This is a genomic window from Paenibacillus sp. 01L418 (assembly GCF_056400045.1).
This window is the reverse complement of the sequence record NZ_JBFTSN010000016.1, coordinates 15,784-33,473: the sequence shown is the minus strand read 5'-3', so window position 1 is coordinate 33,473 and position 17,690 is coordinate 15,784. Positions and strand designations below refer to the sequence as shown.

Genomic DNA, 17,690 nt, shown 5'->3' with positions numbered 1-17,690 from the left:
ATTGACAGAATCGGACTCTGTTTTTGGTTTGCGGCTGAGAAATGACGGCAATTGCACGGAACCAAACCTTTTCTCGACATATGCTGCAGCCGATAAGGTGATTAATAACCCGAGCAGCGATCCGCATACGGACAAGGGAACGACCCAGAATAACGTGGGATGTGTAAAAAAAGGAATGAGTGCGACGGCCAAAATCGGAGGCGCGTTCCATTTGAAGGTTCGGATGCAAAAAATAACGATGATAAGCGTGAGAAGCAGCGAAAGAGCGCTCGCGTTCCAGTGGGCAAATAAAGATCCGATCAGCGAGGAAAGCACGGCGCCAACGGCGATTTTGCGTAGTTCGGCTTTCTCGAATGGACGCGAGATGAAGAGCAGGCTGAAGGCACCCAAGGTAGGGAAAAACAAGGTGTGCATACTCGGAATATGTAACGAAATCCAGTAAATTGTGATGATATATAAGCAGATTGCATAAGTTCTAATACGCATGCTGTAAAATCACCTTCTTTCAAAAATAAGTGGCTGCTGCGAGCCATTTTACATTTTACCTTCTCCGTTCTTGTACCGTCAATCGCTGATATATTCCATTTGCCATCTTGCTCGGCATAATTTGTTTTTTTACCAATCGGTATTGACAGTAATTTCTATGGATGGTAAAGTGACTAATATATTTTAGCGAGAGGAGGGTTACGTTACATGAACACTTACGATTACAATCAATTTGCAGCGAAGAATAACCATCATTTGAACATGAATAACGTAATCCATCCGCGCGTTGTTTCACTTTGATTAAAGGGTAAACCCCATCATCAGAGGCGCATGATTACGTCATCGTAATTATGCGCCTTTTCTATGACCTCGCGAGACTTGACTATGTTCTAAGTCGCGTTTTTTTGAGGGGAAGAAGCGTGTCGTTACGACGACACGCTTTTTTTGTGTTCTCGGGAGTAAATCGAAGGTAAACGAAGCTTGGATGGATAGCGGAAGGTGTGGTAGAGAAGCATGTTTAGTGTACTCAAAAAATTAAGCTGGTTTTTTAAATTGCATTGGAAGCGTTATACGGTTGCTATAACACTTCTAGTTCTAACAGGAATTATTGATGTCATCCCGCCTTGGCTTATTGGCTATACGATTGATGGCATACATCAGGATTTACTCGGTCAAGCCGATTTTAATCGCGTGCTTTACGGCTGGATCGCACTAACGGTAGTAGGCTATGTCATTACGTACATATGGCATTACAAGCTGTTTGGCGGAGCATTTGTGCTGGAGAAGTTGCTGCGCTCACGATTAATGGGACATTTTTTACGAATGACCCCCACCTTTTATGAACGCAATCGGACGGGCGATCTTATGGCGCGCTCGACCAATGATTTAGGAGCGGTTGCACAGACAGCCGGCTTCGGTATTTTGACGTTAATCGATTCGACCTTATTTATGATTACGATTCTAATTGTTATGGCAGGCTTGATAAGCGTGAAGCTTACGCTTGCGGCATTGCTGCCGCTGCCGCTTATGGCGCTTGCGATGAAGCATTATGGTAAAAAAATTCACGAACGTTTCATGGACGCGCAAGACGCATTTGGCGATTTGAACGATCAGGTGCTGGAATCAGTATCGGGTGTTCGGGTTATCAGAGCCTTCGTGCAGGAAGAAGCAAGCGAAGCACGTTTCAGCGCCAAAACAAATGAAGTGCTTAACAAAAATATTGCTGTTGCGCGCATCGACGCGTTATTCGAGCCGACGATGAAAATACTCGTTGGAACAAGTTATTTGATCGGGCTTTGTTATGGCGGATATCTTGTATTCCATAATGAAATTACGCTCGGGGAGCTCGTATCCTTCAACGTGTTTCTTGGTATGCTGATCTGGCCGATGTTTGCAATCGGTGAGCTCATTAACATTATGCAGCGCGGCAATGCTTCGCTCGATCGTGTAAGTGAAACACTTGGCTATAAGCCTGATGTTGCTGATGCAGCAGCACAGGTGAAAGTAGATGAACCAACGTCCGTTGAATTCAAAAATGTGACGTTCCGTTACCCGTCCTCCCAAGTCGACAACTTGGTTGATCTCTCCTTTGCGTTATCGCAGGGGCAGACGCTTGGTATCGTAGGCAGAACAGGCAGCGGCAAGACTACATTGCTGAAGCAGCTGCTTCGGGAATATCCACTTGGACGCGGCAGTATTCATATATCTGGAGAGCCGCTTGGCAGCTTGAAAATCGATGACATGCTGGGCTGGGTCGGATATGTGCCGCAGCAGCCTATCTTGTTCTCGAAGACGATTCGCGAAAATATTTTCTATGGCCTAAAAGAAGGTACAGACGTCGATTTGCAGCGAGCACTCGAGCGGGCTTCGTTCGCCAAAGATATTAAGTTTTTGCCGGATGGACTTGAGACGATGGTAGGCGAGCGGGGCGTGGCATTGTCCGGCGGACAGAAGCAGCGTGTAAGTATTGCGCGTGCCCTTATCGCCGATCCGGAAATATTGCTAATGGACGATGCTTTGTCAGCTGTTGACGGGAAGACGGAATCCGAGATTATTGAGGGCATCCGTACAGAAAGAGCAGGCAAGACGACATTCATTACGACGCACCGGTTATCCGCAGTACAGCATGCAGACTGGATTATCGTTCTCGACGAAGGACGAATTGTGCAAGAAGGCACGCATGAGCAGTTGCTGGAGATGGGCGGCTGGTATCGCGAGCAGTATGATCGTCAGCAGCTTGAGGCTATTATTGAAACGTAATAAATTGGAGGCGTGAAGAGCAATGGGCAACACAGGAAAACGATTGTTTCAATACGCCATGCTTTATAAAAAACCGATCCTGCTTGCGCTTCTTCTGCTCGTGCTTGCTGTATGCGCAGAGCTTGCAGGACCGCTAATTGCAAAACGGATGATTGACCAGAATATTCTCGGCATCGAGAAGAAATGGCATGAAGTCGAAGCAAAACAAGAGTATGCGGTTCTTTATAAAGATAAATGGTATAAGCGCGAGGATCACTTTGCCGCTTCGGAACAGAAGGGCAAGGAGGTTCGCGTGCTGCAGGTTGGACGCAAATTTTATTGGCTGGAGGATGCGCTGGCATCTGATCAAGGCAAACGTGTCGTAGAGGGGAACAACCTTGCGGTGACAAATAAGGAAACGGGCGAAACGGTCTCGTATCCAGTAACACAGCTTACATCACAAGAGCTGTATTCCTTCTATAAGCCGGAGTTTCCGGCGTTAATGAAGCTAGCAGCTATGTATTTCGGATTTTTGCTGCTCGTAGCTGTCTTCACCTACGGACAGCGGCTAATGCTGCAGACGTCAGCGAATCGTATCGTGCGCAAGATGCGTACGGATATATTTGCACACACGCAGCGGCTGCCGGTCAATTATTATGATAATTTATCAGCTGGGCAGGTTGTCTCGCGGGTGACTAATGATACAGAAGCTATACGCGAGCTGTATGTCGCAGTGCTGGCGAATTTCTTTACAGGTGTTATTTATATGGTGGCTATTTATGGAGCCTTGTTCTTGCTTGATATGCGCTTAGCGCTTCTGGCTCTGCCGCTTGTGCCAATCCTCATCGTTTGGATTATCGTTTATCGTAAATTCGCTGCTCGTTATAACCGTATCATTAGATCAAAGCTGAGTGAAATTAACGGAATGATCAATGAATCGATACAAGGGATGACGATTATTCAGGCGTTCCGCCGTCAGAAGGAAACGACGAAGGAATTTGAGGAAATGAATGAGCATTATTATAAATATCAAAACAAGCTGCTCAGCCTCAACTCGGTGACATCGCATAATCTAGTCAATGTTATACGGAATACATTGTTCCTCATTGTACTCATTATGTTCTGGGGCGATTCACTCCGCGGAGCGGTATCGGTCGGCGTGCTTTACGCATTCATCGATTATATGAACCGTATGTTTGCGCCGATCGTTGGTATCGTAAACCAGCTATCCAATCTCGAGACGGCACGCGTATCTGCAGAGCGAGTATTTAAGCTGATGGACGAGGAAGGAATCGATGTCGTTTCCGGCAAAATGGACCGATATAAGGGCGATGTTAAGTTCGAGGATGTTTCTTTTGCTTATAAGAAGGATGAATATGTGCTGAAAAATATTTCCTTCCACGCTCAACAAGGCCAGACGGTTGCGCTAGTAGGCCATACCGGCTCAGGCAAAAGCTCGATTCTTAATCTGTTGTTCCGTTTCTACGATTCGAACGAGGGCAAAATCATCGTAGATGGCACCGATGTACGCGATATGCCGAAGCAGCTGCTAAGGCAGCATATGGGTATCGTTCTTCAGGACCCATTCCTATTTACCGGAACGATTGCATCGAACATCAGCCTTGATAACCCGGAGATTAGCCGCGAGAAAATTGTACAGTCGCTGCGTGACGTTGGCGCTTACGACATGTTCAGTCAGTTCCAAGGCGGCATTGATGCTCCTGTTATTGAGAAGGGAAGCACACTGTCTGCTGGTCAAAGGCAGCTGATTTCCTTTGCAAGGGCACTTGCTTATGATCCCGCTATTCTTATTCTCGATGAGGCGACAGCCAGCATTGATACCGAGACGGAAGCCATCATTCAAGAGGCGCTTGATGTACTGAAGAAAGGCCGCACGACGTTCGTCATCGCGCACCGCCTGTCGACGATTCGCAGTGCAGATCAAATTCTTGTGCTTGATCGCGGCGTCATTGTGGAGCGAGGCAGCCATGATGAACTTATGGAGCATCGCGGCAAATACTACGCGATGTATCAGCTGCAATTCGGCGCAGCATCTGCATCATAGAAAACGGCAAAAAAAGGCTAAGCGAGAGTCATCCCGCTTAGCCTTTTTTATTTGGGCAGATATTATCGTTTGTTAGTACATCAGGTCTTGAAGCGGCTGATCGCCTCATTCAAGGTAGAAGCTAAATTACGCAGCTGCTCGGAGGAGCTTGCAACCTCCTGCATGGAAGCAAGCTGTTCTTCTGACGCCGCAGCGACACGCTGTGAGTTTCCTGCGGAATTAGCCGTTATGCCCTCAAGCGCATCTAGCGAAGCTGCAATTTGCTCGCTGCCAGCTGACATTTGCTCCGACGCTGCGGATACTTCCTGTACTTGACTGGAAACATCACGAATGGAAGTAACGATAGAGCGGAAGGACTCGCCGGCTTGTGCCGAGATGTTTGAGCCGAAACGCGCGGCTTCCACAGACTGCTCCATTGATGAAACGGCTGTTGAAGCATAACTTCCGATGCTATGCAGTATAGTTCCAATCTGCTCGGAGGATTCCTTGGAGCGTTCAGCCAGCTTGCGGATTTCATGGGCAACGACAGCAAAACCTTTGCCATGCTCGCCGGCACGCGCCGCTTCAATAGACGCATTAAGTGCAAGCAGATTAGTCTGATTGGCTACATCGCCGATCAAGGCGAGGATGCCGCCTATTTTGTCACTCTGCTCCTTCAACTCATGCAAGGTCGTAACCGTTTCGACTACATTGGACTCGATAGTATTCATTTGATGCAATGTTTGATCAATAACGGTCTCGCCTTCCGTAGCCATTGCCGTAGTGTCCGCTGCCAGCTCAGATACAGATGAGGTCGACTCTGCAATTCTTTGAATGCCGATCGTCATTTCTGTCATCGCGCGCTGGCACTCTTGCAAGCTTTGCAGCTGTGTTTCAGAGCCGGAGGCAACTTCTTGAATAGCTTCAGTTACTTCTTCTGTCGCACGGGAGGTCTGCTCTGCACTTTGCTGCATGTTGAAAGCCGAGCCAGCCACCTCATCGGATGTTATTCGAATGCTGCCTGTGAGCTGACGAAGGCTTGCGATCATTTCATTAAAGGCGATAGAAACTTGAGCTATTTCATTGCCTCCTTTGACCGCAACGGCAAGCGTCAAGTCGCCATTCGCTGCTAATGAGGATACTTCCGCGAGCCGTTTGAGCGGCTTCAACGTCATTCTTACCAGTGCAACAATAATAAGTATGGCAATAAAGGCTAGCAGCGCTGCAATCCCTATGCTTTTCCAAAACATAAGATTTAAGGCATCATCAATTTGTTTGAAATCAACGTCGATGCCGAATATGCCGATTAATTTGCCGCTTGGGTCTTTTACGCGTGCTAAATAAGAAATCCACTGACCATATTCATCTGTAACGACTTCGGTCAAAGCAGATCCCTCATTTAGGGCATCATCAATTTTGCCAGCGAATGCTTCACTCATTTCATACTCATCTCCAGGTCCAAGGCCTGCGGCGGAGAGAGCCTCATTGCTCTGCATCATCTTTATAAATTTTTTTCCGTCGCGTTCGATTACCTCAGGCATATACACATATGCATTTGCGACGATATCGTTCTTAATCATGACGTCGAGCTGCAGCTTAAGCATCTTGAACGTAGCATTATTGGTATCACGCCCAGCGGATACTTCGTTGTATCCAAAAGTAACCAGATCATGACCAGCTTCGATTTGATAACCAAGCGTTTGTCCAATCCGTTCAATTTCATCTAAATAGGATTTTTTCTGCGTGCTGTAGGATAAATACTCGGTGACGCTAATGACAATAACGAGGAGAAGGGCTAATACGATGGAGCTGGTAACGACTAAACTTCTGTCCTTAATTCGGAACATGCAATCACACCCCATAATGAAAAGTTAAGATAAGATAAGTTATCGTCGAATTCTGTCGAAAAATGAATAGTAACGATACAGTCCATTTTTTTACAATTCAATGAATGACATCTGTTATTACAATAACAAACTTTTATTAGAGAAATACGGGGCTTTATGTTAGAAAAGTGTTCAATTACAGCATGTCTTCAGCCAACTTTCAGCGGGGATTAAAGGAGGCTTAAGTTTTATTGTCTATGCTAGGTCTTGTAACAACAAATTTGAAAGTGAAAGGTGGAATATTCAATGAAGAGAGCAAAAGCTATAACAGCGGGTGCTATTGCGCTAACGCTTGCCTTAGGGGGCGGAGGCCTATGGGCTAGCCAATATGTAAATGCGGCAGCAGCAAGCAGCGACGCGCAGCAAGAGCAAGGTACACAAGCAGATAGCGGCGCAGCTAAGAAGGATCATGAAGGCAGACATGGCGGTTTCGGACGCGGTTTTCAACAAATACAGGAAAAGTTACTAACGTACTTAGGGCTCGATGAAGCGGCGCTTCAGACTAAGCTGCAAACGTCAACGCTGGCAGAGGTTGCAGTCGCGAGCGGGAAAACGCGAGCTGATCTTAAGGCTAAGCTTGTTGAATGGCTGGAGGCAGCTGAGGCAGCTAATCCGAAACCTGACGCAAAAGTAGAAGCAGACAAGCTAGCAGAAACTGGACAACAGCAAGCAAAGCCGGATGCTGCTGCACAGGCGGAGAAGCTGCTTGATTCCAAAGGATTAGGTTTTGGAAAGCATGGCGGCGGTGGTGAAAGAGGAGGCGGCTTTGCGAAAAACGTAGATGGCATAGCTGCAGCGCTAGGCATAACGGCAGATGTATTAAAGACGGAGCTTGAATCAGGCAAGACCTTGGCGGCAATCGCTGAGGAGAAGGGTGTTGCGATCCAAGTGATCATTGACGTGCAGGTAAAGGATCAAAAAGCGAAGCTAGCGGAGGAGCTGGCAGCGGGAACGATTACGCAGGAGCAATATGATACGAAGCTAGCTGAGGCTGTCGATCATGCAACAAAACATGTAAATGAAGAAATCCCGGCGCGTGGAGGTCATGGCAAGGGTGGACACGGCGGAAAAGGACCGCGTGGCGAACGTCCGAGTGACGATGCAGCGAAACGTGAATCCACAACGGATACCTCCGCAGCAGCAACTCCAGCTCCAACTGCATAACAGTTTTGTATGCGAAATATTCAATAAGTCCGTGTAGACTTTAAAAAGATGAAGGAGCTGCTCCGCGGTCTATGACCTTGAGGCAGCTCCTTCATGTCTGTTGTATAGCTTATTCATTCTTACCGAGAAGGAGCGCCAGCTCGTGTGGCGGCAGCGGTTTACTGAATAAATAACCTTGCAGCTCATCGCACTGCAGCTCCGTACAGAAATTCGATTCGGCAATTGTCTCCACGCCTTCTGCAACAACCTTCATATTCATGCTATGTACAAGCYCAATAATTGCTTTGACGATCGATGATTTTTTCTCGTCATTCGTAATGCCTTGAATAAAGGAACGATCCAGCTTTACGTCTGATATAGGCAGGCGCTGCAGCTGATTCAAGGATGAATAACCCGTGCCAAAGTCATCGATTGATATTTGAATGCCAAGCCCCCGAAGGAAAAGAATGGTCTCGATCACTTGATCCATATTCCGCATAAATACACCTTCAGTAATTTCAAGGCTTACATATTGCGGATCAAGGCCGGTGTCCTTTAACGCTTTGACGATCATTTCAGATAAGTTTCCTTGGTAGAAATGTCTTGCTGAAATGTTCACTGAGACGCATATATGCTGTAGTCCCTCATCCTGCCAAGCTTTATTTTGCCGGCAGGCCTCATGGAAGACCCAGCTGTCAATATCTAATATAAAACCGGATTGCTCGGCAAGTGGAATAAACTTATCGGGCGGAATCATGCCAAGCTCGGGATGACGCCAGCGAATGAGCGCTTCAATGCCGCATAGCTCGCCGGTTGCAGCATTTATTTTTGGCTGATAATGTAGCGAGAACTGTTTGTTTTGCAGCGCATTATAAAGCCCGTTCTCGATCTGCATCTTCTCTGTCATCGCGGATACCAGCGTTGGTTTGAAAAACCGGTAGCAGCCGTCACCTTGCTCTTTGGCGCTATACATAGCAATATCGGCGTTTCGGATAATGGTATCCATATCGCCGCCATCCTGCGGGTACACGCTAACGCCGACGCTAACGGTTAAATAAAGCAGCGTTTCGTCGATCATAAAAGGCTCATTGAAGGAATCTACGACGGCTTGGGCATTTGCAGCCAGTTCATCTTCATTCTCATACTGTCCGACAAATACAAACTCGTCTCCACCCAATCGGAAGACGTTGCATTCATCAAACACCGCTGCTCCGAAGCGTTCTGCTGCCTTGCCGAGTAAAATATCACCTACAGCATGTCCAAGCGTATCATTAATTTGCTTAAAGCGATTGATGTCAGCGAACATGATGGCTATCGGTTTTTTCATAGCAGCGTTCATAGTTATCATGTCTTGAAAATGGAGTGTGAATTGCAGCCTATTCGGCAGACCAGTCAGCATGTCGTAATAGGCAAGCTGATGCAGTCTTTCCTCCGATTGCTGCAATAAATAAGTTTGAGCCTCCAGCCTCTCGTTGCTTCGCTGCGATTCTTGAAACATGTGAATAAGATTGGTTGACATATGCTTGAAATTTGCAATCAATGAATGAATTTCTACAATGCTGCTTCGTGGCCATTCCAATGTGTTCATCTCCTGAAGCTTCAGCGGAAGGTTCGTTGTTGCTTTCGCTAACCGAGTTAAACTGCGAGAGAGCCACCAATTAATGAGATACGCTAGAATGACGGCAAAAAAGGCAAGCCCGATCATATAAACAAAATGAATGAAATATTTGGTAAACAAATATTTTTGATGATTTTTAATGGGAAAGTCAACGTAAACAAGCCAATCCGATGCCTGAAGTTTATCTTTATATATCAAATTTCCATCATACCAGGTCTGGAAATGCCAAGAGTATTTTTTTACGTCAGGCATAACTAAATACGCTTTTTTGTTCATGGGAGTAATGCTGCTTTCTTTGGAGAAATCAAGCATTTCACCTACAGTCTCAGGCGCGCTGGATGCAATAACTTTATGGTCGGCGTTCGTCACAGATATGATAGAATTCCCGAAATGTTTGCCAAGGGCTAGTTGAAGGAAAGCAATCTGATCTTGCTTATCTAGATCGGTGCTAACCGCCTGCCATTTATCCAATGATTCTGAAATGCGATTGATTTCGATCGAGGAGATTCGCTCGGCATATAGACTTACTTCTTTAATGGAGCTCAAGCTGTTAATGAAAATGTTGAGTAAAAACGAAAGGAATACGATACCGATGGAGAAATGAAACAGTACCTTGCTGAAGGAATTTGGTCCTTGCTGCGAGCGGGCAAACCCACTCCATTTGCGCAGTGGCATGTACTGGTAGATAATCTCAGCGAACAGTGCGTTAAATAGGCCATTCATGGCAATAATTCCTGCAATAAGAAGCAAATCCTGCGTTATGAGCGTTGAATGAAAGGAGTAGAACCAATAGATAGCGGGCATTCCGACTAGAACCCAGAAAACGGCGTCAATCCCAAACAGTTGATTCTTGTATTTGCGAAGAAGCAAGCCGATAAAGGCAGCTTCAATAAGGATGATGTAATGAAAGAGGGGCTGCTTTAATAAAAAAGTGCCTAGGAATAGGACAACTGCGCTCATTAAGAGTCCTGGCCAGTAACCGAATAATCGCAAGCCAAGAAGTGTAAATAGACTCGTTAATGAAAAGGTAATGCCATACAAAAATTGAAAATGGTTCGACTCGGCGATTAGCGCAAGAAGCGCACATAAGGCAAATGCGAAAGCAATCGTCAATTGTTTGTTGTGCTGCTGAAACAATGGGTTGCTCACCGTCGGCCTCCTGGAAGTGTGACAAAACCTTTTACGTTCAAATAAAAGGGTGCCGAAGCACCCTGACAAGGATAGGAACATAAAAAGAGTTTGATTATTTTCCCTGTTATTCGACAATTTTTTCTAATATCCTGCTTTTGTTTCAGGAAGATACTGTTAAACCTTTAAAATATCGTGATCCACATAACGTTCGCCGTTTAATTCGCTAATGATGTTAATGGCAGCTTTTGCCCCATCCCCTGCAGTAACGACTGCATGCACGCTTACGCCAGCAACCGTTCCTGCCGCCCAAATGTTATCAATATTCGTTTTACCAGCCGCGTCGACCGCAATAACGGTTTTGATACGAGGCTCGGTACCCGGTTTTGTAGAGATCCCGATATGCTCAGCCAGCTCAGTCGAAACGCCTGTTGCAATAAGTACATGCCTTCCTTCATAGCTTCCGCCGTCTGTTTCCACCCGCAGGCCGTCAGTGATGGTAACGATATTTTGTACGGTTTCCTCCTTGAACTCTGCTCCGAATTTCTCAGCCTGTCGTTTGCCTGTATCCACAAGGTCGGGGCCGCCAATTTCTGAAATTCCGTAGTAGTTCTCGAACCAAGCGCGTTTTGTCATTCCTTTGTTGTTCTCAAACACGAGCGTCTTTTTGCCTGCTTTTGCAGTAAAAATGGCTGCACTTGCTCCAGCCGGACCAGCACCAATAATAACGATATCGTACATACGACATACCTCCAATAATGGTTGGTTTGATTACTTCACTAGTATATAAACGGCAGCTTGAAAAAAGCAAATAGCTTGTCCTTCTCTTGTACACATCTGTTCACAATATATTCTAAATTAAGGCGTTGTTTTAAATAAAATCGTTTGATATAGTTCTATTATCGAACTGTTTCATAATAGAATTAATTTCGTGGATATTTAGAAACTACATAAAAAGGGGGACACCAGTGTGGATCGAGCATCATTGAAACAACTCATCGATCGCTACGAAGCGGCTAATTTTCTTGTAAACCGTCGACTAAATGCGATGATCCGCGAGTTAATGCCAGATGATCTAACGGTAGACCAGTTTGCGACACTACGTTATTTGCATTCGAAGGAAATGAGCACATCGTCCGAATTAGCGGACATTTTTTGCGTGGGGAAAAGCTCAATAACCGCGATCATTACGCGATTATTTGATAAAAACTTAATTCAAAGATTTCCAGATGAGAAGGATCGCAGGGTCATCTATTTAGCGCTAACCGAGGAAGGCAAGCAGGTTTGCGATCTCATGGAGGATAAGATACAAGTGCTGCTGGCCAAATACATTAATCGTTTTGAAGAGCAGGAAGCGAACTGTTTTATCGAAACCTTCGAGAAGCTTGCTAAAGAAATGATGAATCCATAGTTTTATTATATTTGAGGGGGAACAAAGATGAGAACCGTTTTGAAATTTAGATGGTTTGTTCTTATATTGTGGCTTGCTGCTGCCGTAGGTTTAATGCTCAGCGCGCCGAATATGGAAGAGCTTGTTCGTACGAAAGGGCAAATCAACGTGCCTGATGGATATTCTTCGTCGGTCGCCAGGGACTTGGAGAAATCGATTGGCGGAGGCGATAATGCAGGCGCCAGCAGCGGAATGCCTACCGTGCTTGTATTCCATAAGGACGGCGGTCTGAAGGACGCTGATTTAGCGGAAGTAAAGAGAGGAATCGATGAGCTGAAGAGCAAAGGCGAGGCTATTGGGGTTCTCTCCGTGACGACTCATTTTGATACCAAAGAGCTTGAGGAGCAAATGGTATCGAAGGATGGAAGCACCATCCTTGCGCTTGTGAATGTCGAGGCTGGCGACCGTGAGCTTGCTGAGCTAAGAGACGGTCTCTATGAGACGATTTCAGATGTGAAGGTAGAGCATTATTATACAGGAAACTGGCTTATTTCTGAGGATGTTGTACAAAGCTCGCAGGAAGGGCTTAAGAAAACCGAGTTTATTACGCTTGGATTTATTTTAATTATTTTGTTTGTTGTATTCCGTTCTGCGATTGCGCCGCTCGTACCGCTAGTGGCCGTTGGATTTACTTATTTAATATCACAATCCGTTATTGCGTTTTTAGTCAAATATTTTGATTTTCCGCTTTCCAACTTCACGCAAATTTTCCTAGTTGCCGTATTATTTGGGATCGGCACAGACTATTGCATCCTGCTCATTAGCCGCTTCAAGGAAGAGTTGACGCATAGCGGCGGCGACAAGACAGAAGCGATTGTTCAAACTTACCGCACTGCGGGAAGAACCGTATTATTTTCTGGCTTAGCTGTGTTGGTGGGATTCTCTGCAATCGGATTCTCAACGTTTATGCTTTACCGCTCGGCAGTAGCCGTTGCAGTCGGGGTAGCGGTACTGCTTATCGCATTGTTTACGATCGTGCCGTTTTTTATGGCGGTGCTGGGTACAAAATTGTTTTGGCCGGCGAAAGGCTCGCTTGAGCATAAGCCGAGCAAGCTTTGGGGTACAGTGGGTAAGTTTTCACTAAAACGCCCTTTGTGGGCGCTCGTTATTTTGGCAGTAATTATTGTACCTTTCCTTACAGCGTATAAAGGCACAATTTCTTTTAACTCGCTGGATGAGATTGGCGATAAATATGACTCTGTTAAAGCGTTCAACATTATTGCGGATAGCTTTGGACCTGGTGATTCACTGCCTACTACCGTTGTGGTCAAAGCTGATAAACCGATGGACACACCTGAGGGGCTTGCTGTACTAGAGCAAATCAGCCGCGAGCTTGCGAATTCTGGAGGCATCAAGGCCGTTCGCAGTGCAACTCGTCCGACAGGTGATGTAATGGAGCAATTTCTCGTGGCAGATCAAGTTACCACCCTTGAGAGCGGGCTTGGTCAAAGCGGCGAAGGCTTGGGCAAAATCGGTGATGGTCTCTCCGAGGCAAGCAGCGCGTTAAGCGAGAATAAGCCGAAATTAAATGAAGCTGTTGACGGCGCCGGTAAGCTCGTTAATGGTACGAATGAGCTGAAGGCTGGCATTGTACAGCTTGGCGCAGGTTTGAAGAAGATTCAGCAAGGGCTGCAGGATGGATCTGCAGGTGCGGGAGAGCTTAGCGAGGGCTTGAAGCAGGCGCAGGCGAGTGCGGAGCAGCTGGCAGGCGCGAGCCGTAAATTGCTTAGCAGCTACGAGCAGCTAGGCGGCGGTCTTGGTCAGCTTACTGGTGCGTATAGCGCGATTGCATCTGAACAGGAGAAACTGGCGAGCGGATTATCCGGCGTACAGCAAAGTTTGACTGCACTTCAGGAAAGTCACCCAGAGCTGCAAGCCGATGAGACTTTTAAACAAACCATGCTTGCTCTTGGAAATCTCCAGCAAGGAGCAGCAGGAATCAGCGGGCAGTTGTCTCAGCTTAATGAGCAGCTAACAGGCATTTCAGCGGGAATGACACAAGCAAATGCCGGTTTCCTGCAAGCAAGTGAAGGGCAAACGGCGCTAGCTTCGGGTCTTGGCAAGCTTGCTGCAGGACTTGGAGAACTGCAAAAAGGAATTGAGCAGGCAGCCGCAGGCCAAGGTCAAATTGTATCGAAGCTGCCTGGTGTCACGCAGGGCTTTAATGAACTATCGGATGGTCAGAAGGAACTGCAGGCTGGGTTTGCATCGCTGAACGATCAGCTGGGCGAATTGACCGGCGGTTTGGATCAAAGCGTTGACGGCTTAACGAAGGTAACCGATGGACTCACATCCGCTGGCGGATATTTGAATAGTCTAGCGGAATCGCCGAATAAGCAAATGACGGGCTTTTATATTCCAGAGGAAGCCATTGCGAACAAGGAATTTCAGGCTGCCCTTAATGTGTATATGTCGGAGGATCGCCAAACAGCGAAGTTCGATGTCATATTTAAAGGCAATCCGTATGCACAGGAAACGATGGCGCAAATCGACGGATTGGAAGCAGCTGTTCACCGCGCGATTCAAAACACCGATTATAACGGATCACAGGTAGCTGTYGGCGGTGTAACGAGTATGAATAACGATTTGAGCAATATTTCAGCGTCGGATTATTCGCGTACGGTTATTCTCATGCTCATCGGCATTTCAATTATCCTTATCCTTTTGTTCCGCTCGATCGTCATGCCGCTTTATATGATCGCATCGCTTCTCGTTACGTTCTATTCCTCGATGGCGATTGCAGAGGTCATATTCGTAAGGCTGCTTGGGCAGTCGGGTATTAGCTGGGCGGTTCCATTTTTCGGATTCGTCATGCTCGTCGCACTAGGAATTGATTATAGTATTTTCTTGATGGATCGCTTTAAAGAATACCGCCATCTGTCGCCTCAGGAAGCCATTTTGGAAGCGATGAAAAACATGGGTACGGTAATTATGTCTGCAGCTGTTATTCTAGGCGGGACATTCGCAGCGATGCTTCCTTCAGGAGTAATGTCACTTCTGCAAATTGCAACTATTGTGCTTTGTGGACTGTTCATCTATGCATTGTTGATGCTTCCATTATTCATTCCAGTTATGGTACGCACTTTCGGTCCTGCTAACTGGTGGCCTTTTATGGGACGCAAACAGGATGCTGAGAAAACGGATCGTTTGCATAGCGGTCAAACGCTTAAGGGTCATCATGTTTCGCATGATTCAACTCACTAGTTAATAAAGCAGGGTTATCCAGGGTCTTTGGTGCATGACAAAGACCTATGCGATAACCCTTTTCTTGTTACTTAACGTCCGGCCAATTCGTATGGAACCTTAGCTTCATTCGCATTTTGCACGGACCCATCGAGAAAGGCGCTGATTTGCTGCTGCTGCTCAGTTAACAGACGCTGCAGCTCTTCTGCTTGCTCTTTGCTCGCGGATGCTTCTTGTTCGGCGCGTGTTACCAGCTTAAGCAGATTAAAGGATTCAATCGATAATCCAAGCTTAATCCGAATTTTCTCATTCCGGAACGATTCGGCTTTTGGTGATGGGCTGCCGCCCTCGGCTTTATTATGCCTTGTTTTTTCAGGAAGCAGCTGCAATGCTGCACGACCTTGCTCGGTAATTTTATAGACTTTTTTGGCGCCATCCTCTAACTGAACGGAGACGAAGCCGGATCCCACAAGCATCTGAAGCGTGGGATAAATGGAGCCGGCACTGGGTACATAAAGTCCGCCAGACTGCTCCTCTAAAGCCTTCATCATCTGGTAACCGTGCATTGGCTGGTCGATGAGGAGCTTCATAAGTGCAACCTTCACGCCGCCGCGGCCAAAATAACGCTTGCTGCTGCGCGGATTGACTTTAGGCTCTTCCTTGCTATGTTGATGATGCTCTTTGGAAACATCGTTAGTAGACATCTTCAAGTTAAGTCACCTCGATCTTTATGATAAGGAAAGCTTCTGTTTTTCTATGCTTGAGGGTGAAGTGAAACATAAGGGATCGCTCATCAGCTGTCATTTGGAATAAGCTTACTCTACTTACAGCATTGACAATGATAATTATTATTATTTACAATTTATAAAATAATATTGTTTATTAAGGATGTGAGCGCGCATGTCGCAGCAACCGAATCAAACAAAGTACGGTGAAATGCTCTATATTGGCACGGAGGAAGTTAAGCTCCCATCGCTGCAGCATATGCAGTTGAACAATCGAGAGGAGCAATGCTTTGCGTTTGTGCTTCAACATAAAATAAAGGTTTCCATTGTGAAGAAGGGGCAGCACACGACTAAAAAAGCCGTTGGCGGTGAGCTGTTTCTCRTTCCGTCCCATTGTGAATGTACGCTGCTTAATGAGGGCAACCATCTAGCTGAAATCGTACTTATTCGCTTCCGAAGCGGTTCGACAGCAGCAGGCGCGGAGATGCTCCCTTACCGAGACAGTATGGGATTAAAACTGCTGAGGCTGCCGCAGGCGAGAAGCTGGCTTCAGGACTTTCAAAGCGACTGCGGTACTGATGATGTGGTTTTATACTATCAGCTGCAATCACAGCTTTATGCAATGGTGGCTGCGCTCATTCAGTCCGTCCAGCAGCCGAGAGAGACCGAAGCTGATTTAATTGGCTACGTCGAGCAAGCCAAGCAATTTATGATTGAGCAGTTAAGCACACCGATGGATATGGAGGAGCTTGCAAGATCCTCCGGGGTGAGTACAAGCCGTTTTTATCAAGCCTTTCGCAGTTATACAGGACTTACACCGCTTAAATATATGACCAAGCTGAGGCTCGATGCTTCTATGCGCATGCTCTCGGGTACGTCCTCTTCCATCGTCGACGTAGCCCATTCCGTCGGCTATCCTGACGAGTACTATTTTAGCCGGCTGTTTAAGAAACATATGGGACTGGCTCCTACGGAATATGCTCAGCTTGCGAAGAAACGAGTAGCCACGCTTGTATCTGTGTTCGCGGGCGACCTATCAGCTATCGGCATGCCTACTTGCTTGTCCTTTATTCGGTTGAGCACTCATCAGCATGAACGGGTGCTCCAGCAGCTGCGTGAAGCGGAGCCGGATCTCATATTGGCAGGTATGCTGGATGAGGAAATGTACGCGGCATGTTCGGCTATCGCTCCGGTTCTAATGCTCGATTGGAAGGCTTATTCCTGGAAGGAGCGGCTGCTTGAGATAAGCAATGCATTAGGCTTGTCCACCGTAGCAGAGCGCTGGTTGTCCTATTACGAGATGAAGGTGCAAAACGCGCGTGAGCAGCTCAAAAACAGTTTAGGCGATGAGCCTATCTTAATTGTTCATGCCGGAAAAACGGGCTTTCGAATATTTGGCCCGCGCCGCCGCAAGATGAAGGACCTTTTTTATGACGATTTGCAAATGACCTATCCGAAATCGGCACACCAGATCGGGTTTCTTGATACGAGCTCGCTAAGGGAGATCGCTGAACTAGGCTGCAGCAGCGTTCTCTTCCTCGTACCAGCGGAGGCTTCCCGTGATTATTGCAATCAGCTGGAGGAGGGCTGGCGCCGATTGAGGGAAAAGGATGCGCGTAGAAGATGTATCTTTATCGGCTATCACGACCGGCTGAACTATAATCCGACCGTCCACGATGGGCTCATCGATGAGACAGTGAGGCATTTGATGAGTTACGCGCAATAAATGAGGGCGCTCGTTCCATTTTATCTGTGGTATCCTGCAAAAAAAAAGAAGAGGTCAGCTGTA

11 protein-coding genes are annotated in these 17,690 nt (G+C 46.7%); 7 read left to right on the top strand and 4 right to left on the bottom strand.

The window, feature by feature from the left end:
- The first annotated feature begins 1 nt into the window (after nucleotide 1).
- The 3 genes from AC1DSE_RS04155 (at nucleotide 2) to AC1DSE_RS04145 (ending at nucleotide 4,789) form a co-directional block, all read left to right on the top strand.
- On the top strand, nucleotides 2–442 hold the full coding sequence (locus AC1DSE_RS04155) for a hypothetical protein (RefSeq protein WP_477511247.1): 441 nt from the start codon (nucleotides 2–4) through the stop codon (nucleotides 440–442).
- Nucleotides 443–999: 557 nt separating this feature from the next.
- On the top strand, nucleotides 1,000–2,745 hold the full coding sequence (locus AC1DSE_RS04150) for an ABC transporter ATP-binding protein (RefSeq protein ID WP_477511246.1): 1,746 nt from the start codon (nucleotides 1,000–1,002) through the stop codon (nucleotides 2,743–2,745).
- Nucleotides 2,746–2,767: 22 nt separating this feature from the next.
- On the top strand, nucleotides 2,768–4,789 hold the full coding sequence (locus AC1DSE_RS04145) for an ABC transporter ATP-binding protein (protein ID WP_477511245.1): 2,022 nt from the start codon (nucleotides 2,768–2,770) through the stop codon (nucleotides 4,787–4,789).
- 80 nt (nucleotides 4,790–4,869) lie between these two features.
- Here the strand turns inward: AC1DSE_RS04145 and AC1DSE_RS04140 are convergent, their stop codons facing one another.
- The gene (locus AC1DSE_RS04140) at nucleotides 4,870–6,615 is read right to left on the bottom strand and encodes a methyl-accepting chemotaxis protein (protein WP_441874648.1); all 1,746 of its coding nucleotides are present in this window, start codon (nucleotides 6,613–6,615) and stop codon (nucleotides 4,870–4,872) included.
- Between the two features lie 285 nt (nucleotides 6,616–6,900).
- On the opposite strand from AC1DSE_RS04140, the gene AC1DSE_RS04135 reads away from it, so the two are divergent.
- On the top strand, nucleotides 6,901–7,818 hold the full coding sequence (locus AC1DSE_RS04135) for a hypothetical protein (RefSeq protein ID WP_477511243.1): 918 nt from the start codon (nucleotides 6,901–6,903) through the stop codon (nucleotides 7,816–7,818).
- Nucleotides 7,819–7,927: 109 nt separating this feature from the next.
- Here AC1DSE_RS04135 and AC1DSE_RS04130 read toward each other — a convergent pair whose 3' ends face one another.
- Nucleotides 7,928–10,564: an EAL domain-containing protein gene (locus AC1DSE_RS04130; protein ID WP_477527427.1), complete on the bottom strand. Its 2,637-nt coding sequence runs from the start codon at nucleotides 10,562–10,564 to the stop codon at nucleotides 7,928–7,930.
- Between the two features lie 156 nt (nucleotides 10,565–10,720).
- Nucleotides 10,721–11,284, bottom strand: coding sequence for an FAD-dependent oxidoreductase (locus AC1DSE_RS04125; protein WP_477511241.1), 564 nt, complete (start codon nucleotides 11,282–11,284; stop codon nucleotides 10,721–10,723).
- 229 nt (nucleotides 11,285–11,513) lie between these two features.
- Here AC1DSE_RS04125 and AC1DSE_RS04120 point away from each other — a divergent pair, with 229 nt between their 5' ends.
- The gene (locus AC1DSE_RS04120) at nucleotides 11,514–11,954 is read left to right on the top strand and encodes a MarR family winged helix-turn-helix transcriptional regulator (RefSeq protein ID WP_076266311.1); all 441 of its coding nucleotides are present in this window, start codon (nucleotides 11,514–11,516) and stop codon (nucleotides 11,952–11,954) included.
- A gap of 27 nt (nucleotides 11,955–11,981) precedes the next feature.
- Entirely contained in the window at nucleotides 11,982–15,197 is a 3,216-nt protein-coding gene (locus AC1DSE_RS04115) for an MMPL family transporter (RefSeq protein ID WP_477511240.1), read from the top strand.
- Nucleotides 15,198–15,268: 71 nt separating this feature from the next.
- Here AC1DSE_RS04115 and AC1DSE_RS04110 read toward each other — a convergent pair whose 3' ends face one another.
- A complete protein-coding gene (locus tag AC1DSE_RS04110) occupies nucleotides 15,269–15,880 on the bottom strand; it encodes a PadR family transcriptional regulator (protein ID WP_477511239.1) in 612 nt (203 codons plus the stop codon).
- A 196-nt stretch (nucleotides 15,881–16,076) separates the two neighbouring features.
- Between AC1DSE_RS04110 and AC1DSE_RS04105 the strand changes: the two genes are divergently transcribed.
- Nucleotides 16,077–17,627: a helix-turn-helix domain-containing protein gene (locus AC1DSE_RS04105; protein ID WP_477527426.1), complete on the top strand. Its 1,551-nt coding sequence runs from the start codon at nucleotides 16,077–16,079 to the stop codon at nucleotides 17,625–17,627.
- The last annotated feature ends 63 nt before the right edge of the window (nucleotides 17,628–17,690 follow it).